18 protein-coding genes and 1 riboswitch are annotated in these 18725 nt (G+C 67.2%); of the genes, 9 read left to right on the forward strand and 9 right to left on the reverse strand.

Annotated features, from left to right (window positions below; translation table 11 throughout):
• Nucleotides 1-95 precede the first annotated feature (95 nt).
• Entirely contained in the window at nucleotides 96-833 is a 738-nt protein-coding gene (locus VFW04_13885; protein ID HEX5180421.1) for a DUF481 domain-containing protein, read from the forward strand.
• Between the two features lie 52 nt (nucleotides 834-885).
• Here VFW04_13885 and VFW04_13890 read toward each other — a convergent pair whose 3' ends face one another.
• Genes VFW04_13890 through VFW04_13900 form a run of 3 tightly spaced genes read right to left on the reverse strand, consistent with a single transcriptional unit; the run spans nucleotide 886 to nucleotide 2848 of the window.
• Nucleotides 886-1662, reverse strand: coding sequence for a hypothetical protein (locus VFW04_13890; GenBank protein ID HEX5180422.1), 777 nt, complete (start codon nucleotides 1660-1662; stop codon nucleotides 886-888).
• A gap of 10 nt (nucleotides 1663-1672) precedes the next feature.
• The gene (locus tag VFW04_13895) at nucleotides 1673-2464 is read right to left on the reverse strand and encodes an SDR family oxidoreductase (protein HEX5180423.1); all 792 of its coding nucleotides are present in this window, start codon (nucleotides 2462-2464) and stop codon (nucleotides 1673-1675) included.
• A 3-nt stretch (nucleotides 2465-2467) separates the two neighbouring features.
• Entirely contained in the window at nucleotides 2468-2848 is a 381-nt protein-coding gene (locus VFW04_13900; GenBank protein ID HEX5180424.1) for a cupin domain-containing protein, read from the reverse strand.
• Between the two features lie 249 nt (nucleotides 2849-3097).
• Here VFW04_13900 and tatA point away from each other — a divergent pair, with 249 nt between their 5' ends.
• Nucleotides 3098-3343 carry a twin-arginine translocase TatA/TatE family subunit gene (gene tatA, locus VFW04_13905; protein ID HEX5180425.1) on the forward strand — a complete coding sequence of 82 codons (246 nt, stop codon included), beginning with the start codon at nucleotides 3098-3100 and terminating at the stop codon, nucleotides 3341-3343.
• A 1-nt stretch (nucleotide 3344) separates the two neighbouring features.
• Nucleotides 3345-4400 (forward strand): HoxN/HupN/NixA family nickel/cobalt transporter, encoded by a 1056-nt coding sequence (locus VFW04_13910; protein HEX5180426.1) that lies wholly within the window; start codon nucleotides 3345-3347, stop codon nucleotides 4398-4400.
• Nucleotides 4401-4430: 30 nt separating this feature from the next.
• Here the strand turns inward: VFW04_13910 and VFW04_13915 are convergent, their stop codons facing one another.
• Nucleotides 4431-5456: a YncE family protein gene (locus VFW04_13915; protein ID HEX5180427.1), complete on the reverse strand. Its 1026-nt coding sequence runs from the start codon at nucleotides 5454-5456 to the stop codon at nucleotides 4431-4433.
• Nucleotides 5457-5668: 212 nt separating this feature from the next.
• On the opposite strand from VFW04_13915, the gene VFW04_13920 reads away from it, so the two are divergent.
• From VFW04_13920 to VFW04_13935, 4 genes are all read left to right on the forward strand, one after another.
• Nucleotides 5669-7036, forward strand: a complete 1368-nt coding sequence (locus VFW04_13920) for an Nramp family divalent metal transporter (GenBank protein HEX5180428.1) — start codon at nucleotides 5669-5671, stop codon at nucleotides 7034-7036.
• Nucleotides 7036-7761 carry a metal-dependent transcriptional regulator gene (locus VFW04_13925; GenBank protein ID HEX5180429.1) on the forward strand — a complete coding sequence of 242 codons (726 nt, stop codon included), beginning with the start codon at nucleotides 7036-7038 and terminating at the stop codon, nucleotides 7759-7761. The genes VFW04_13920 and VFW04_13925 overlap by 1 nt, the downstream gene beginning before the upstream one ends.
• 100 nt (nucleotides 7762-7861) lie before the next feature.
• Complete coding sequence (locus VFW04_13930) at nucleotides 7862-8338, forward strand: (2Fe-2S)-binding protein (GenBank protein ID HEX5180430.1); 477 nt, start codon at nucleotides 7862-7864, stop codon at nucleotides 8336-8338.
• Nucleotides 8335-10512 carry a molybdopterin cofactor-binding domain-containing protein gene (locus VFW04_13935; protein ID HEX5180431.1) on the forward strand — a complete coding sequence of 726 codons (2178 nt, stop codon included), beginning with the start codon at nucleotides 8335-8337 and terminating at the stop codon, nucleotides 10510-10512. The genes VFW04_13930 and VFW04_13935 overlap by 4 nt, the downstream gene beginning before the upstream one ends.
• 9 nt (nucleotides 10513-10521) lie before the next feature.
• On the opposite strand, the gene VFW04_13940 is transcribed toward VFW04_13935, so the two are convergent.
• From VFW04_13940 to VFW04_13955, 4 genes are all read right to left on the reverse strand, one after another.
• Entirely contained in the window at nucleotides 10522-10986 is a 465-nt protein-coding gene (locus tag VFW04_13940; GenBank protein ID HEX5180432.1) for a hypothetical protein, read from the reverse strand.
• Complete coding sequence (locus VFW04_13945) at nucleotides 10983-11372, reverse strand: hypothetical protein (GenBank protein ID HEX5180433.1); 390 nt, start codon at nucleotides 11370-11372, stop codon at nucleotides 10983-10985. The genes VFW04_13940 and VFW04_13945 overlap by 4 nt, the downstream gene beginning before the upstream one ends.
• The gene (locus tag VFW04_13950) at nucleotides 11365-11973 is read right to left on the reverse strand and encodes a sigma-70 family RNA polymerase sigma factor (protein HEX5180434.1); all 609 of its coding nucleotides are present in this window, start codon (nucleotides 11971-11973) and stop codon (nucleotides 11365-11367) included. The genes VFW04_13945 and VFW04_13950 overlap by 8 nt, the downstream gene beginning before the upstream one ends.
• 152 nt (nucleotides 11974-12125) lie before the next feature.
• Nucleotides 12126-12665, reverse strand: a complete 540-nt coding sequence (locus VFW04_13955; GenBank protein ID HEX5180435.1) for a hypothetical protein — start codon at nucleotides 12663-12665, stop codon at nucleotides 12126-12128.
• Nucleotides 12666-12828: 163 nt separating this feature from the next.
• A riboswitch (M-box (ykoK) riboswitch) is annotated at nucleotides 12829-13009 on the forward strand.
• Nucleotides 13010-13112: 103 nt separating this feature from the next.
• Between VFW04_13955 and mgtA the strand changes: the two genes are divergently transcribed.
• Together mgtA and VFW04_13965 are read left to right on the forward strand one after the other, a co-directional pair.
• Nucleotides 13113-15839 (forward strand): magnesium-translocating P-type ATPase, encoded by a 2727-nt coding sequence (gene mgtA, locus VFW04_13960; protein ID HEX5180436.1) that lies wholly within the window; start codon nucleotides 13113-13115, stop codon nucleotides 15837-15839.
• 19 nt (nucleotides 15840-15858) lie between these two features.
• Nucleotides 15859-16896, forward strand: a complete 1038-nt coding sequence (locus tag VFW04_13965; GenBank protein HEX5180437.1) for a proline racemase family protein — start codon at nucleotides 15859-15861, stop codon at nucleotides 16894-16896.
• Nucleotides 16897-16904: 8 nt separating this feature from the next.
• Here the strand turns inward: VFW04_13965 and VFW04_13970 are convergent, their stop codons facing one another.
• On the reverse strand, nucleotides 16905-18710 hold the full coding sequence (locus tag VFW04_13970) for a hypothetical protein (protein HEX5180438.1): 1806 nt from the start codon (nucleotides 18708-18710) through the stop codon (nucleotides 16905-16907).
• Nucleotides 18711-18725: the final 15 nt, after the last annotated feature.

The raw sequence follows: 18725 nt of genomic DNA on the forward strand, positions 1-18725 counted from the left end.
TACACCTAACTAATGAACGAGATTCGCGCACGGGAAGTGCCCGCGTCGTTGGCGCTCACAGCCCGCCAGATTCACCCTCCGATCAGGGATCGTCCATGAGGCTTCGACACGTGTTCGGCGCGACGCTCGCGCTCTGCCTTTTTTCTACGGCCGCGGTTGCCGCGCAGCAAGCCGACACCACGAAGAAAACGATCAAGTTCACCGGCAACGTCGGCCTGGTGAACGCGGCGGGCAACTCCAGCGTCACCACGCTGAATACCGACGAGCGCATCGATTGGACCGCCGGTGTCTGGGGCATCACCCAAAGCTTCTCCGTGATCTACGGGAAGAACGATTCGGCGACCACCGCCAGCACGTGGAGCGGATTGCTGCGCGGCGACCGCGCCCTTGGCTCCCGGCTGTCGCTGTATGTGTTGGGCACGTACGACCGAAACACCTTTGCCGGATTCGACCGCCGCTTCGAGGAAGGGCTGGGCCTCGGCGTTCAGGCGCTGAGCACGCCGCGCGATTCGATCAACGCGGAGCTCGGCGTGTCGTACACGGAACAGCACAACACGGACAGCACGTCCAACGATTTCCCGGCCGCGCGCGTGGCGGGCGCCTACACGCACACGTTCAGCAAGACGGCGTACTTCAAGCAGGGCGTGGAGGTCCTGCCGGATCTCAAGGTCGGACGCAATCTGCGCTTCAACACCGAGACTGCGTTAGTCGGATCCCTCTCGGCGAACATCGCGCTCAAAGTCTCGTACGTGGTCCATTTCGACAATTTGCCGGAGCCCGGATTCAAGAAGAGCGACCGGTTGCTGACCACGGGCGTGCAGGTGACCTTCTGAGCTGATGCGACGACGGCGCCCGGCATCGCGCCGGGCGCCGTCCGCCGCACATTTACTTCATCGACGGCGGCGTCGAGCCCGGCGTGAACGTGTTCGCCGGGATCTTGGGATCTGCTTTGATGTCCGAGTATTCTTCGCGCTGCATCAGCTTCCCGCCCGAATAAGACTCGACGAGCGCCGAGATCCATCCGTGGCCTAACGGACGGTAGTCGTCGAAGCGCGTGTCTCCTTCCTTGGAGGAATCGCGCGGCGACGGCTCGAGCAGGCGCACGAACAGCAGCCGATCCTTGTCCACCCAGAACTGCTTCGACGTCGTATCGCCCTTGGCCGCGCCCACGACGTACACGGGACGTCCCTCCCACGTGTCCTCGTGCACGGGACCGAGGTTGAACCCTTCGTCCTTGAGGACGTCGATGGTTTTCTCGGCCGGCTGCCCGTACACATCGAAGCCCAGTATGAGCAGCGGATTGCGGCCCGGCAGGCGACGCAGCACGCTGTCTTTGTTGGTGACGTAGACGCTGTCGTTCGCGTAGATGTACGACGTGCCGCCGCGCGGTGCGATGTCGATGCGCAGCCGTCCCGGGACTTCCGCCGTCTCGTACCACGTCTGGATTTCCATCGTGTCGGCCGGCGTGCGTCGCGTCGTCTTCTGCTGGAACGTGAGCGTCTTGTACCACTTGCCGGCGTACCGGTCGTGCATTGCGCGAATCACCTGATCGCCCGACGTCGGCGCTTGGGCCCGGGCGGATCCCGCCGCGGTGCCGGCCAATGCCAGCACGGCCGCGGCGGCGGCGGTGGCGGCGACCCATCGGACCTGTCCGGTTCTCATGCGTCCTCCGTTAGTAAAGTGCGCGGATCCATCCGCCGTCGACGGCGATCGACTGCGCCGTGATGTACGCGGCGCGCTCCGATGCCAGGAACGCCGTGAGCGCGGCCAACTCGTCCGGTTCGCCTAACCGGCGCGCCGGAATCTGCTTTTCCCAGTCGGCGAACGCCGCCTCGCGGCTGATGCCCTCACCCTTGCTGCGCGCCGCCGCCAGCGCCTCCATGCGTTCGGTGCGCGTATAGCCCGGCAGCACGTTGTTCACCGTGATGCCGAACGGCGCCACCTCGGTGGCCAGCGTACGCGCGAATCCCGTCACGGCCGCGCGCAAGCTGTTGGACAGGATCAGATAATCCACCGGCTGCTTCGCCGCAATCGATGTCACGTTGATGATGCGTCCCCAGCGGCGCTCTTTCATTCCGGGAAGCACACGGCGCGCCAGCTCGACGGCCGACGCGAGCGTCAAACGGAACGCGTTCTCCCATGCTGCGGCGTCGTGCGCCTCGAAGAGACCCGCGGGCGGACCACCCGCATTGGTGACCAACACATCCACGCGTCCGAATCGCGCGAGCGTCTCATCAACGAATCGCACGACGTCGTCGGATCGCGACACATCTGCCGTGACTGCGAGAACCGGTCGCCCCGTTTTCGACTCGATGTCGTGTCGAGCGCGTTCGAGGGCGGCGGCGTCGCGAGCGCACATGGAAATGGCGGCACCCTCGGCGGCCAGCTCCGTCGCGATCGCGCGTCCCAATCCTCTGCTGGCCGCCGCGACCAGCGCCACCTTTCCATCGAGACCAAGGTTCATGGGTCAGCGCTTCTCGCGAAGGTATGCGTCGGTTTTGTCGAGCCAGTCCGCGCGGGGCGGTGAAAACACGTCGACGTCGAGCGTGTCGTGCAGGGCTTCAGCTTTATGCGGAAGATTGGACGGGATGTACAGGACTTCACCGGCTCCGACGACGAGCTCGCGTTCGCCGTTGTCGCCCAGCCAAAATTTGAGCGCGCCCTCGAGGATGTACGTGAGCTGCTCGTTGTCGTGCGAGTGTTTGGGCACGACCGCGCCCTTCTTGAGGTAAACGTGCGCAAGCATCATGCGCTCGCCGGTCACCAGGCGCCGTTCGAGCGTATCGGACACACGTTCTTTGGGCATTTTGTCCCAGCAGTACCACACGGCCTTGCTCGCGTCGTTCACGGCGATTCTCCGTCAAAGTGTGTTGGTGCGGTGCGTCCGGGAGAAATAGCAAACGGTGCGGCGCGGCGCGAGCGCGCCGCGCCTCCGACGGCAGGGAGATTCGGCGGCATCACAGAGTTTTTGCCTACAAAGTAGGCAAAAACTCTCTGATGCCGCCGAAAACGACCCGTGGCGCCGGCGGCTCGCCGCCGACGCCCACACCATTAGATTGAGCGTGTCCGATCGGCTTCCCACAGGCATGGAGGCACAATGGGGTTCGGCGGATTTGGCATCGAAAAACTGCTCCTCGTTTTCGTCGTCGTCCTCCTCTTCTTCGGCGCCAAACGGATTCCGGAGATCGCCGGCTCGATGGGCAAAGGCATTCGCGAATTCAAGAAGAGCGTGAGCGAGCTCCAGTCGGGATCCGCGCACGACGAGATTCCCTCTGGAAGCGAGCCCGCCGCGCCTGTCGAACGCAGCGCGGAATCGCCGCGCGAGGTCAGGCGGCTGATGTAGCGTGCTGTACCACCTGCGGCGTCTCTTTTCCGATGACGCGGCCCAAGTGCGCGGCCGCGTCATCGGCATCTACACTCTGCTCGTCGCGTTCAACCTGGCGGCGTGGGCCTGGGCGCTCTCGGCGTTTCACGCGTATCCGCTGCTGCTCGGCACGGCGCTGCTCGCGTACGGGTTCGGGCTTCGCCACGCGATCGACGCCGATCACATTGCGGCCATCGACAACGTCGCGCGCAAACTCATGCACGATGGCAAGAAGCCGCTCACGGTCGGCTTCTTCTTCTCGCTAGGACATTCCACCGTGGTCGTGCTGGCGTCGGTGGCCATTGCGGTCACGGCGATGGCGCTCGAGTCGCGGATGTCGACGCTGCACGCAACGGGCAGCTTCATCGGCACGCTCGTGTCGGCGTTGTTCCTGCTCGCGATCGCGGTGATGAACCTGTTCATTCTCGCCGCGGTGTGGCGCGCGTTTCACCGCGTGCGCGCGGGCGGCGCCTTCGGCGACGAAGATTTGAACGTGCTGCTCGCAGGCCGTGGATTGATTGCGCGCATCCTGCGCCCGTTGTTCGGCATGGTGCGCCGGAGCTGGCACATGTATCCGCTCGGCCTGCTCTTCGGACTGGGCTTCGACACGGCCACCGAGATCGGTTTGTTAGGCATCTCGGCCGCTGAGGCGGCGAAGGGAATGCCGATCTGGTCGATCCTCGTGTTTCCGGCGCTTTTCACAGCGGGCATGAGCCTCGTCGACACCACCGACAGCATACTCATGATCGGCGCGTACGGGTGGGCGTTCGTCAAGCCGATCCGGAAGTTGTACTACAACCTCACCATCACGTTCGTGTCGGTGGTGGTGGCGTTGCTGGTGGGCGGGATCGAGGCGCTGGGCCTCGTGGGTCGTCGGTTCGCGCTCGACGGCGCGTTCTGGCGCGCCGTCGGAGCGCTCAACGAACACTTCGGCATGCTCGGCTACCTGATCGTGCTCGTGTTCGTGGTCAGCTGGGCCGCATCGGTGCTCATCTACCGTCTCAAGCGCTACGACGAGCTGGAGCCGAGCGCCTAACGGTACGCACAACCGTTAGGCGCCGGTTCGTCAGCGGCCCAGGATGAGGAGCGTGAACGAATCGGGCAGCATCGGCGGGCGGCGCCGCGGATTCTGCGCCGTCGACTCGGCCGGCGGCGGCCCGAACTTCGCCGACACCGTGAACACGCGGTGGTGCTGCTCATCGATCTCCATCGTGCGCGCGCCGCGCATCGTGGTGTCGGTCTCGACCACGCTGAATTTGTCCGGCGAATCCTCGTGGATCACCGTGAGCGTGCCGTCGCCGGTCGAGGCGAACGCGTCTCCCGTTCCCGCGTCGTACCGCGTCGCGTCGACGCCGGCGCCGATCGGCAGCGTGGTGATCAGCTTCCCCTCGGTCGCGTTCGAAATCGCCATGACCTTGGTGCGGCATCCGCTGAACAGAATGTGGTGTGCGCGGTCGATCGCCAGTCCGGTCGCGCCCTTGCAGGAACCCAGCGGCCACTTTCGCGTCACCTTGAGCGTTTTTGCGTCGATCTCTGCGACCTCGCCGTCCTCCTCGAGATTCACGTAGACCTTACCCGCGCCATCGGACACGCCGAATTCCGGCCCGGCGCCGAGGTCGACGGTGCCGATCTTCTTGCCCGACTGGCCGTCGATCGCCGATGAGGATTTGGAGTCGCCGTTGAACGTGAAGACGCGGCCCGTCGCCGGATCGAACAGGATCGCATCGGCGTCCGGCGCGGCGGTCGTCCTGCCTAACACGCGCAGCGTCCTGAGATCGAACATGATCACGGAGCTGTCGCCGCCCGACGTCGCGAATCCGTGCCCGGTCTTGTAGTCGAACGCGATGCCGTGCGAGCGGTCGAAACCCTGAATTTCGCCGAGCTGCCGGCCGGTCGCGGGATCCACCACCATCACGCGGTTCTGCCGCGAGATGAACAAGCGGTGACCAACGGAGTCGTAGGCGAGATAGTCCCAGCCGCCGTCGCCGCCTAACGTGTACGTCTTGATGATGTGGTAGCCCGGGCCGGGCGCCGGGACCGCCGCCAGGGTCGCGATCGCCGCCGCGGCCAGTGCGAATCGGTGCAATGTCATGTGGACGAGCCTCGCGCGTGCGTGAGAGGTCGATGCTCGGGCCGCGCGCCGCTCGACGCGTGGCCGCGCAGGGAATAGTAGAAGCAGCACCTGTCACGCCGATTACACGACGCGCGCGACGGGCGCCCGATGCCGGCCGGGTGTTTTGCGCGAGCCGGATTTGCGTTTTCGTATACACTAAATTATTGATTAGCCATGCGAGAAATACCGCCGTGGCGACCCGGCTGACCGAGCGAGAGCCCGAGGCTCCCGACGTACGGGCGGCCGAGCCCGGCTGGCGTCGCGCGCGCGTCACGCCGAGCCTCGCCGAGGCGTATCGCACGGTCGCGATTCCCGGGGTCAGCCGGTGGCGCAAGGCGCTGGCGTTCGCCGGCCCCGGCTTTCTCGTCGCCGTCGGCTACATGGACCCGGGCAACTGGGCCACCAGCCTCGCCGGCGGCTCCGCTTTCGGCTATTCGCTGCTCAGCGTCATCGTCATCTCGAACCTGTTGGCCATCCTGCTCCAGGCGCTGGCGGCAAAGTTAGGCATCGCCACCGGACGCGACCTCGCTCAGGCGGTCCGCGACAGCTATTCCCGGCCGACGGTCATCGCGCATTGGCTGCTCTGCGAAATCGCCATCGCCGCGTGCGACCTGGCCGAAGTCATCGGATCCGCGATTGCGCTCAATCTGCTGTTCCGGATTCCGATCGTCGTCGGCGTGCTGCTCACGGGCCTCGACGTTCTCATCATCCTCGTGCTGCAGCACCGCGGCTATCGCACGCTCGAAGCGCTCGTCATCGCGCTCATCGGCACGATCGGCGTGTGCTTCGTGTTCGAGATCGTCGTGTCGCGGCCCGATCTCGGCGCGGCCGCGCGCGGCCTGCTGCCGTCGCCGGAGATCATCCGCAACCCGGCCATGCTGTACCTCGCGATCGGCATCCTCGGCGCCACGGTCATGCCGCACAACCTCTACCTGCACTCATCTATAGTGCAGACGAGACGGTACGACGAAACATCGCGCGGCAAGCGCGAAGCGATCCGGTACGCCGTGCTCGACTCGACGGCGGCGCTCATGGGCGCCCTGTTCATCAACGCGGCCATTCTCGTCGTCGCGGCGGCGACCTTCCACCGGTTCGGCCACACCGAGGTGGCCGAGATCCAGGACGCGTACAAGCTGCTGACACCTCTGTTAGGCGTGGGCGGAGCGAGCACCGTGTTTGCGCTCGCGCTGCTCGCGTCGGGGCAGAATTCGACGCTCACCGGCACGCTGGCGGGCCAGATCGCGATGGAAGGCTTCCTCGACATCCGCATGCGGCCGTGGCTGCGCCGCCTGCTCACACGAGGCATTGCCATCGTGCCGGCGGTGATCGCGGCGGCGTACTTCGGTGAGACCGGCACCGCCAAGCTGCTCATCCTGAGCCAGGTGATCCTGAGCATGCAGCTGTCGTTCGCCGTGTTCCCGCTGGTGATCTTCACGTCGAACAAGGCGAAGATGGGCGAATACGTGAATCCGGCGTGGCTCAAGCGGCTCGCGTATGCCGTGGCATTGGTGATCGCGGGGCTCAACGTCTGGCTGCTCGCCCAGCTGGTGAGGCGCTGATGGCCGCGCGCGCGAAGGGCCGGAAGACCGGCGGATCGCCGGCCGGCGAGGCCGCGAAGCTTCCCGATCTCACGGCGCCGGTCGAGGACTACCTCAAGGCGATCTACGAGCTCGAGCGCGCCGGCGAGCCCGCGGCGACGACCGACCTCGCGGCGCACCTTGGCCTAACGCCGGCGTCGGTCACCGGCATGGTGCGGCGGCTCGCCGGCCACGGCCTCCTGACGCACGAGCGCTACCGCGGCGTGCGCCTAACGCAAAAGGGAAAGCGCAGCGCCCTCCGCACCATCCGCCGCCACCGGGTCATCGAGGCGTATCTCGTCCAGGCCCTGGGGTACGCCTGGGACGAGGTCCATCCGGAAGCCGAGCGTCTCGAGCATGCGGCGACCGACGCGCTCGTCGACCGCATGGCGCTCGCCATCGGCGAGCCCACGGTGGATCCGCACGGCGCGCCGATTCCGAGCCGCGAAGGCGCCGTCGACGAAGCGAGCTATCACGCGTTGGCCGACCTCGGCGCCGGTACGGCCGCGACGGTGATGCGCGTCGCCGACGAAGACCCGATGCTGCTGCGCTATCTCGCTGATCTCGCGCTCACGCCGGGCTGCACGGTGCGCGTGGTCGAGCGCGCGCCCTACGGCGGCCCGATCACGATCGAAGTCAACCGACGACGCAGGCTCATCGGTCCGGCGCTCGCCGAGCGCGTGCTCGTTCGCGCGGAACGCGTCTAGACGGCCGGGTCCGTCGCATGCCGTTGCGGGACGCGCGGAGCACGCGATATGCTTGCGATGACGCATCACACACGCGGCGGTTCTCTCAGAGACACTACGCATGCGCATCGACATCGACGTGAACGGCCACCGGCACTCGGTGGACGTGGACCCATCGCAAACGCTGCTCGAGGTGCTGCGCGACGAGCTCGGCCTTACGGGAACGAAATACGGGTGCGGGGAAGGGCGGTGCGGCGCCTGCACGGTGCTCGTGGGGTCACACGCCGTGGCGTCGTGCACGATCCCGGCGCAATCCGCGGCCGGCCAGCCGATCACCACGATAGAAGGATTGGAGCGCGACGGTCGCCTGCACCCGGTGCAGCAAGCGTTTCTCGACGAGCAGGCCTTTCAATGTGCGTACTGCACGCCAGGGATGGTCATGGCGAGCGTCGCGCTGCTCCGCGCCAACGCGCAGCCGAGCCGCGAGGACATTGCGCACGCGCTCGAGACGAACGTGTGCCGGTGCGGCACGTATCCGCGGATCGTCGCCGCCGTTAGGCGGGCGGCCGCCTCCGGCGGTGGGGAGACGCCGCGATGAACCCCGCCGATCGACCGGAAGGCGCCTCGCGCCGGGAGTTTTTGAAGATGCTGGGTGGCGGACTGCTGGTGGTGCTCGTCTCGCGCGATGCCCTGGCGAGCCCGGCGCTCGGCGCGCGCCTAACGGAAGGACAAGCGCCCGGCCGGCCGCAGATGCCGGAGAACGTGAGCGCGTGGCTGCACATCGATCAGAACGGCGACGTGACGGTGTTCACCGGGAAGGTCGAGTTCGGCCAGGGCATCCGCACGTCGCTGGCCCAGGAGGTCGCCGAAGAGCTGCGCGTGCCGATGGCGTCGATCCGGCTCGTGATGGGCGACACCCTGCTCACGCCGTTCGACATGGGCACGTTCGGCAGCCGCTCGACGCCCCAGATGGGCACCCAGCTCCGCAAGGTTGCCGCCACGGCGCGCGAGCGCCTCGTGGCCCTCGCCGCCGAGCGGTGGCACGTCGATGCGGGCCGCCTAACGACAGCCGATGGGCGCGTCACCGATCCGCAGACGCACAAGTCCGCGCGCTACGGCGATCTCACCGCGGGCCGCACGATCACCGCCGACGTCAAGGAGGATGTCGCGCTCACTCCCGCGGCGCACTGGACGATCGCCGGCGCGTCGGCGCCGCGCGTCGGCGCCCGGGACCTCGTCACCGGACGCCATCAGTACACGTCGGACATGCGCGTGCCGGACATGCTGTACGCCAAGATCCTTCGACCGGCGTCCATCGGTGCGACGTTGGCCTCGCTCGATTCGAGTGCCGCGGAGTCGATGCCGGGCGTCGTGGTGACGCGGGATGGCGATTTCGTGGGCGTCACGGCGCCGTCGCCGGTGCTCGCGGCCAAAGCGTTAGGCGCGCTGCGCGCGGCCTGGACGCCGGCGCCGGGTCCGGCGCCGTCCTCGCGCGACATCGACGGCTATCTGCGCCGCACGCCGGCGCCGGAGGCCGGTCCGGGACACGAAGGCGGCTCCACGGAACCGTTCGAGCGCGGGAACGCGACCGGCGCGCTGGCGTCGGCGCGGCACCGCCTCACGCAGTCGTACACGGTCGCGTACATCGCGCACGTGCCGCTCGAGCCGCGCGCCGCGCTCGCGCAGGTCACGCATGAACGCGACGGCGACCGGCTGACGGTCTGGACGGGCACGCAACGCCCGTTCGCCGTGCGCGACCAGGTGGCGCAGGCGGTCGGGATGCCTAACGATCGCGTTCGCGTCATCGTCCCCGATACGGGATCGGGCTACGGCGGCAAGCACACCGGTGAAGCGGCCGTCGAAGCCGCGCGGCTCGCCAAGCGGCTCGGCAAACCGGTCAAGCTCGTGTGGACGCGCGAAGAAGAATTCCGTTGGGCGTACTTCCGGCCGGCCGGCGTGATCGACGTCGATGCCGGCGTCGATGCGGACGGCACCATCACCGCCTGGACCTTCGACAACTACAACTCCGGTCCAGCGGCGATCCGTCCGCCGTATCCCATCGCCAATCAACGCGTCACGTTCCACCCGTCGGTGTCACCGCTGCGCCAGGGCTCGTATCGCGCCCTGGCAGCGACGGCCAATCATTTCGCGCGCGAGTCGCACGTCAGCGAGCTCGCCCACATGGTCGATATGGATCCGGTGGCATTTCGCCTCAAGAACATCGATGATCCGCGGCTCCGCGACGTCGTGCAGAAGGCCGCCGACAAGTTCGGTTGGCAGGGCACGAGTCGTCAGCCGGGACACGGCATCGGTGTGGCCTGCGGATTCGAGAAAGGCGGCTACGTGGCCACGTGCGCCGAAGTGTCGGTCGACCGCGGATCGGGCGACGTGCGGATCGTGCGCGCCGTGACGGCGTTCGATTGCGGCGCGATCGTGAATCCGGATGGCCTGCGCAATCAGATTGCCGGCGCGCTCGTCCAGGGCGTGGGCGGTGCGCTGTTCGAGGCCATCGAGTTCGATCACGGAGTGATTCGCAACGCGCACCTTGCCGACTACCGCGTGCCGCGGTTCAGCGATGCGCCGGCGATCGATGTCGTGCTGGTCGATCGCCCCGATGAACCATCGATGGGTGCGGGTGAGGCGCCGATCATGGCGCTCGCGCCGGCGGTGGCGGCGGCGATCTTCGAGGCGACCGGCGTCAGGCTGCGCAGCCTGCCCATGGCGCCGAGCGGCATCAAGCTGGCCGCTGCATCGGGCGCCGGCTCCAGTTAGGCGAAAGCCTTACGGCCGGCCCCCGGCGCTGTCCGGCCGGAAGCGGCGCCCGCGGCGGTGCTGCCGGAGCGATCGGAACTTGTCGCGCTGCTCCGGGGTCAGCACGCTGTCGATCTGGGCCCGGGTCGCGCCGATGAGCGCGCGAACCTGCGGGCTCGTCGCTTTGCGGATCGAGTCCAGCATCGCCATCCGGCGCATCATGATGGTATCGATGCGCGCCTCCTGATCCGGCGTCAGGCGCAGCTGGCGGGCGAGCCCGGCGAGCATGTGCGCCCGGGCGCTGTCCGCGTTCGGCCTAACGGGGTTGCGCATCACCCCGAATGCCCCGAACGGAGGGCGGCGAGGCCGGAAGAAGGCACGGTCGAGGCCGATGCCGACGAGAATGCCGGCAATCAGCGTCACGGCCACGACGACCGCCGCCATTGCGCGCGGCGAGAAGGCGCCGTCGGGTCGATCCCCACGCGGAGCCGTCATTGCGCGAGCACCTCGGCGGCGAACGATTCGGTGGTCGGTTGGCCGACGATGGAGACTGACACGTCCTGGTCGGGCGCGGCGCCGGTGACCGCCTCGATGAGCGTTGGCGCGGCCTCGCTCGATTCGGGCACCGACCGATCGTGCATGATGAGCGCGAACGCCGCGATCGCCGCCGCCACGGCCAGCGGCACTGCCGCCCGCGTCCAGCGTGCCGCGTGCTCCCACCAGCGCCGCGGCCGCGCCACCGCGCGGCTGCCTAACGCAGCGACGTGGATCCGGCGCGCCAGCGCGTCCCAGTCCACCTCGTCGTACGGCGGCTCGCCGGACACGCGCTCGAGCTGCGCCCTCAGCTCCGACTCGAGTCGGCCGTGCTGTTCGTCACTCATCGTTCCGTTCTCCGCGCAGCGGCGCGAGCGCTTTTCGCAACGCGTGCCGCGCCATGTGGAGGTGCCAGCGCACCGTCCCTTGTGAAACGCCTAACATTGCCGCGATCTCGACGCCCGACATGCCGTCGATGTCTGCCAACTCCACGATCAACCGCTGACGTTGCGACAATCCGCCCAACGCGGCCTGGAACCGCTCGCGGATTTCCGTGCGGTCGTACAGGCCGGCCGGCGATGGCTCGGCGGCCTCGAGCGTGTCCAGCGGCATCGCTTCCGTCCGTCGAATCGCTCGCGACTTCCGCGCATTGAGACCGCGATTCACGACGATGCGGAAGAACCACGGTCCGAACGGGCGCGACAGATCGAACGATGCGATCCGCTCGAGGGCCGTGAGAAACGCGTCCTGCACCAGATCTTCGGCGTCCTCGCGATGGCCTAACACACGATAGGCGATCGCGAACGCCCGGCGCATGTAGCGCCGCACCACGAGATCGAACGCCGCCACATCGCCGCGCTGCACGCGCGCGAGCAGCGCCGCTTCTTCCGCGAACGCGCGCGCGCGCTCCGACGACTCGGGGACGCTCGATTCCACGACCGCGCTCACGCGGGTCGCAACGCCCCACACGGGCGCGGATTGGACATCCACCGGACACGACACGATCGGCGCATTCCTCTCACGGGATGACGCTCACCGGGCGAACCGGACAGCCAGACCACCCGCTACGAATACCGGCTGGCGAGCCAGACCGTTGGGCGTCAGGGGCCGTTCCCGCCACCCATGCGCGAGCGCATCTGTTGGTCGCGCTTCTCGTCCTCATCGTGAATCTTTTGCACGTTGGCGTCGAACTTGGGCTGCTGATCGGGCGTCAACAGGGCGCGCGCATCGCCGAACTCCTGATCGCGCAGCTGTCGCGCGCCGGTGCGCAGCGACTTGGCCGAGTCCGGATCGGCGCTGCCGTCCTGCATCAGCGTCCACAAAGCACGGCCGTAGTCGCCCAACTGGGGCCGGAACGCCTTCTCGAGTTTGTCGAGCGTGTCCTTCTGCGCATTCTCGAGCTTGATGTCTTTGAGCGCGGGTTTGAGCGCGGCCATGTCTTCGAAGCGCTTCTGGGTATCGTCTTCGGACATCTGATGGCGCTGGCCGCCACGGTTGCCTCCGAATCCGCGCCGTCCCATGCCACCCATTCCGCCCATGCCGCCGCCGCCCGGATATCCTTGTGCGGCGGCAGCCCCGGGTCCGAGCGCAAGCGCGGCTGCCGCGGCGCTCGCGAGTGTCAGCAGGGTCATCCGTCGCATCGATCATCTCCGGCTCGAGGCATGCGAGCGACGCACGCGCGTCGCGGTGAGCATGCATCATACACCGACCGTGCGCGAGTCGTTGGATTCTTTGCGCCGTTGACACCCCTCGGGGGCGGGGTTATGCTGCGCGCCGGCGCACGGCGCAAGCGTGCCGCGCCGCCATGCAGCTCGGTAGGCGAGGTTCCCGCGTCACACACAGGCCACTGCCCGGCGGTCTCGAGAGAGGCTTCGACCGTGGTAGAGCAGGCACTCCCGAGCAAGGGTTTGCCTAACGTGGCTGGGATTCCAGATGGAATCTCTCACGGGACGCGGTGCCAAAGCTCAAACGAGTGAGAGCACGGGCTTCCCGACCTCGGGAGCCCGGCTGGCGCCGATCGGCCCCTTCGCTCACTCCCGGGCGATGGGGCCGTTGTGTCGGAACGGGAGGACGCGATCGCGATGCCGATGACGTCGCTGCGCCCGGGGGCGCGCGGGACACAGTGGACGGACCAGGCGCTCGAGCTCCTGCGCCTGCGCCCGGGCGGCCGCACGCCCAACGACCCCGGCGCCGGCGCGGGCGACCCGCGGGCGCAGGCGCTGTTCGTCTATGCGGGCGCAGACTGGACGGCCGCGCTCGAGCGCCTGGCCACCACCCGCCACGGCCTAACGACGGCCGCGGCTGATCAGCGCCGCGACGAGATCGGCCTCAACGAAATCGCGCACGAACGGGCGCCCGCGTGGTACATGCAGCTCGTCCACGCGTTCATCAATCCGTTCATCGGCGTGCTCGCCGTGTTGGGCGTCGTGTCGTACGCCACCGGAGACGTAAAAGCCGTGATCGTCATCTCGGTGATGGTCACGATCAGCGCGCTGCTGCGATTCGTCCAGGAGTTCCGGTCGAACCGCGCCGCGCTCGCGCTCAAAGCGATGGTGCGCACCGGCGCCACGGTCGAGCGCACCGACGAGCCATCCGAGGACGACCCGTCGCCGCGGCCGCGTCGCCGCGAAGTGCCGATCGAGGAGCTGGTGCCCGGCGACGTGATCGCGCTCTCAGCCGGCGACATGGTGCCTGCCGATGTGCGGTTCCTCTCGGCGAAAGACCTGTTCGTTAGTCAATCGGCTCTGACGGGCGAAGCGGTGCCGGTCGAGAAGGGCGACGCGCCGGTCGACGTCGCCTCCGGCCGCGTCACGTTAGGCGAGCTGCGCAACATCGGCTTCCTCGGCACGTCGGTGGTCAGCGGCACCGCCGCCGCCGTCGTCGTGGCGACCGGCGATCGGACCTACTTCGGCGCCATGGCCCGCAGCCTCATCGGCCGCCGCCCCGTCACGTCGTTCGACATCGGCGTCAACAAGGTGAGCTGGCTGCTCATCCGGTTCATGCTGGTCATGGTGCCGATCGTCTTCGTGATCAACGGCGTCTCCAAAGGCGACTGGCTGGAGGCGTTTCTGTTCGGCGTCGCGGTGGCCGTCGGCCTAACGCCGGAAATGCTGCCGATGATCGTCACCGCGAACCTCGCCAAGGGCGCGGTGGTCATGGCGCGCCACAAGACCATCGTCAAGCGCCTCAACGCCATTCAGAATTTCGGCGCGATGGATGTGCTGTGCACCGACAAGACGGGCACGCTCACGCAGGATCGCATCATTCTCGAGCGACACTTGAACGTCGTCGGCGAGGACGACGAGTCGGTGCTCGCCCTCGCCTACCTCAACAGCACGTATCAGACGGGCCTGCGCAGCCTGCTCGACCGCGCCGTGCTCGAGCACAAGGATCTGAGCGACGAACTGCGCGTCGAACGGGATTTCCGCAAAGTCGACGAGATTCCGTGGGACTTCGCGCGGAAGCGCATGTCGGTGGTGCTCGAGGAAAAGCAGACCGCGCACGTGCTCATCTGCAAGGGGGCCGCCGAAGAGATCCTCGCCGTCTGCTCGCAGGTCCGCGATGAAGACGTCGTCACGCCGCTCACCGACGACGCCGCGGAAAGCGCGATCGATCTCGCGCGCGAGCTGAATGAAGATGGATTGCGGGTCGTCGCCGTGGCCTATCGCGAATTCCCCGCGCAGGATCGCGCCTACACCGTTGGCGACGAGTCGTCGCTCATCCTCGCCGGCTTCATCGGCTTCCTCGACCCGCCCAAGGAAACCGCCGGGCCGGCGCTCACCGCGCTCCGCGACCATGGCGTCACCGTCAAGATCCTCACCGGCGACAACGACGTCATCGCGCGCAAGGTGTGCCACGACGTCGGCCTCGAGCCCGGCGACATTGCGTTAGGCGCGGACCTCGAAGCGCTGTCCGACGACGAGCTGGGCGACCTCGCCGCGCGCACGACGATCTTCGCCAAGCTCACGCCCACGCAGAAAACGCGCATCGTCGGCGCCCTGCGCACCCGCGGCCACACGGTGGGTTTCCTGGGCGACGGCATCAACGATGCCGGCGCACTGCGCGAGGCCGATGTCGGCATTTCCGTCGACTCGGCCGTCGACATCGCCAAGGAATACGCCGACATCATCCTGCTCGAGAAGAGCTTGATGGTGCTCGAAGAAGGCGTCATCGAAGGACGCAAGACGTTCGGCAACATCATGAAGTACATCAAAATGACGGCGAGCTCGAACTTCGGGAACGTGTTCAGCGTCCTCATTGCCAGCGCGTTCCTGCCGTTCCTGCCGATGCTGCCGATTCAGCTGCTCATCCAGAATCTGCTGTATGACATCTCGCAGATTTCGATTCCGTTCGACGACATGGATGCCGACTACCTCGCGCGGCCGCGAATCTGGAAGGCCGACGACATCGGCCGATTCATGGTCTGCATCGGGCCGATCAGCTCCATCTTTGACGTCGCGACGTTCCTCCTCATGTGGTATGTGTACAAGGCGAACGCCGTGCCGCATCAGGCGCTGTTCCAATCGGCGTGGTTCGTCGAAGGCCTGCTCTCGCAAACGCTGATCGTCCACATGATCCGCACCGCCAAAGTCCCATTCCTCAAGAGCCGTGCGGCGTGGCCGGTGCTCGCGCTCACGGCCACGATCATGGTGATCGGCATCGCGCTTCCGTTCATCACGTTAGGCGAACGCGTCGGCCTCGAGCCGCTTCCCGGCAGCTACTTCCTGTGGCTGCTCGGCATTCTGTTGTCGTACGGGTTGCTCACCCAGGTCGTGAAGACCTGGTACATCCGCCGCTTTCACGCCTGGCTGTAGCGCGATGCGATTCGCCTCCATGATCCACGCCGTCGACGCACACGCGTGCGGCGAGCCCGGTCGGGTGATCGTCGGCGGCGTGCTCGACGTGCCAGGCGCATCGATGTTCGAGAAGATGTGCCATCTGCGCGACCATGCCGACGCACTCAGGCTGCGCATGCTGCGCGAGCCGCGCGGCTATCCGGCCGCCAATTGCAATGTCATTCTTCCGCCGACGCATCCCGAGGCCGATGCGGGCTTCGTGATCATGGAGCAGGTCGAGTATCCCGGCATGTCGGGCACCAACACGATCTGCGTCACCACCGTCCTGCTCGAAACCGGCATGCTTGCGATGCGCGAGCCGGTGACCGAACTGACCCTCGAGACGCCCGCGGGTCTCGTACGCGTGCGCGCCGATTGTGCTAACGGCAAGGTGCAGCGAGTCACGTTCCGGAACGTGCCGTCGTTCGCCGTGCACCTCGATGCGCCGGTCGAAGTGCCGCACCTGGGCACGGTGCCGGTGGACGTCGCGTACGGCGGGATGTTCTACGTGATCGCCGATGCCGGCCGCTTCGGCCTCCGCCTAACGCCGGACGAGGGGCGCGACATCGTGCGCCTGGGCGAGATGATCAAGGCGGCGGCCCGCGAGCAGTTGCCCGTGTCGCATCCCGAGCAGCCGGGCTTCAGCGGCATCACCATCGCCCAACTGTCCGGCGCGCCATCGTCGCCGAGTGCGCACGCGCGCAATGCGGTGGTGGTGTCGACGGGCACGCTGGACTGGAACCGGCCGGCCACCTGGACCGGCGCGATCGACCGCTCACCGTGCGGCACGGGCACCTGCGCGAAGATGGCGACGCTGCACGCCCGCGGCCTGCTGCCGCTGGAGCGAGATTTCCAGCACGAGGGCGTGTTAGGCACCGTGTTCACCGGGCGCCTCGTGGCCGAGACGATGGTGGGAGCCTATCGGGCCGTCGTGCCGACGCTCAGCGGGCAGGCCTGGATCACCGGGTTCAGCTCGTACGTCGTCGACCCGACCGACCCGTTTCAGGAGGGCTTTACCGTCGGCGATATCTGGTGACCCGTGCGTTAGGCGCCGGCCATCTCCTTCGCCCTCGCAACCACCGCTTCCATCTCGCTTCTGTACCTGGAGAACGTGTCGTCGACGATGGCGAGGGTCGGAATCTGCCCCTCGCGAAGCGACAGCGTGTGCGGGTTCCACGCGTTGAATCCGGATTCGTGCACACCGCTGCTGCCGCGCCCGGGCGCCGGATGACTCAAATGCTGGAAGAACCGCGCATACCGCTCGACCTGGTCGCGAACCTCCCATTGCGAGAACGACTGGTAGAGCGGCAGGAACGAGAGCAAGGCATCGTAGTGCATCTCGCCGCAGGCGAGCACGTGCGGATGTGCGCGCGCAATGTCGTGCACCAGCCGGCGCGTGCCCTCGTGCATGTCGGCGTGCGGGTTGTTCACCCATCCGCCAGCGATGTCGAGAAAGTACGCGTCCACATCGTATCGCTCGATCGCATCCAGAATCCGGGCGGACAACCAGCTGCGCCATGCATCGATGCCGAGATTCATGTACGACAGCCATCCTTCCTGATGACGGTCGTTGTCCCAGTCGACCCAATTCACGTCGAGTGGGTCGCCGTCGATCTTTGCCGTCGCGGCGCCGGCGATCCGGGCGAAGTGTTCCGCGTGCCGGTTTGCCGCGTTCGCGCCGAACATCGGCATGAATTTGACGCCGAGCGCGTGGCCTTCCGCCACGAGACGCCGCAGTCCGGTTTCGCCGCCTAACCGATCGGCCGCGCGGTACCGCGGATAATCCCAATAGTACCGGCCGTCCCACGATGGCAGAAACGCCAACATGCGTTCGCCGGGAATGCGCGCCGCTGCCCAACGCACGATCTCGAGCATGCGCGCGAAATCGTTGAACACATAGCCTGTGTAATGCATGCCGTGCAGCGTCAGCACGAGCGCCGTGCGGCGGAGCCAGTCGGGCACGTCTCGACGCGCATCCCACTGCGTTAGGCGATAGGCCTCGCGCAGGTGCGCGAAGTGAGGCGTCACCGCCGCGGCGAGCGTCGTCTCCCGCGCCAAGCGCCACGTCGGTGTGGTCACATCGGATTGGGGAAGCCAGCCCTCGGTCTCGTGCACGGCCTCGACGCGATATGCGCGTTCGCCAGGCTGAAAGTAGAAGCGTTTAGTCCGCACGCGATCATCGAGCGAGGACATCGAGATGAAGGATCCGTCGCTCGTCTGGATGATCGCGAGCGGCGTGGGCATGCCGCCCGCCTCGCCCGGGCCAAAGAGATCGCCGCCGCTGAACGGATAGCCAAGCAGCATTTCGTCGTCGTGCGGATCGAAAAACGGCGCGCCCGATGCCGAGACGCGCCCGCGCGGCACGCCGCGCACGATGGTCGTGATCGCCTTGATGCGCTTCGGCATGGACGCGCGCACGGTCCACGTCAGCGCGCGCTCCCCCTCTCGCCGCAGGTCGAGCGTCACGCGGCCTGACGTGTGCTCCTGTCCGCCCGCCCAGACCAGCCGATCGCAATCCACGCGCATTCCGTCGCCGACGGATGCTGCGTGCATTGCGCCGCCGTCCAGCCCGTAGACGTTCTCGTACGTGAACACGAGCACGCCGAAGCGGTAGCCCTGAAACGCGACCGACGGCTCGGGGAAATCCAAGCTGAACTTGTCGTAGGCGCGTCCGCGCGGCGGAACGAATACCTCGCTCGTGGACGTGAGCGGGAGCACCTCGATGGGCGCCGCGGCCCGCGCCACGGCCTCTGCGCCGCACAACCCACCGTTAGGCGCGCCGAGGAGCGCGCCTGCGGAGGTCGCGCCAAGAATCTTGAGGGCGTCCCGCCGCGAGACGGGACCCGTCACTCGGCCCCGCGCCGT

This window comes from Gemmatimonadaceae bacterium (genome assembly GCA_036273715.1).
Lineage (GTDB): Bacteria > Gemmatimonadota > Gemmatimonadetes > Gemmatimonadales > Gemmatimonadaceae > JADGGM01.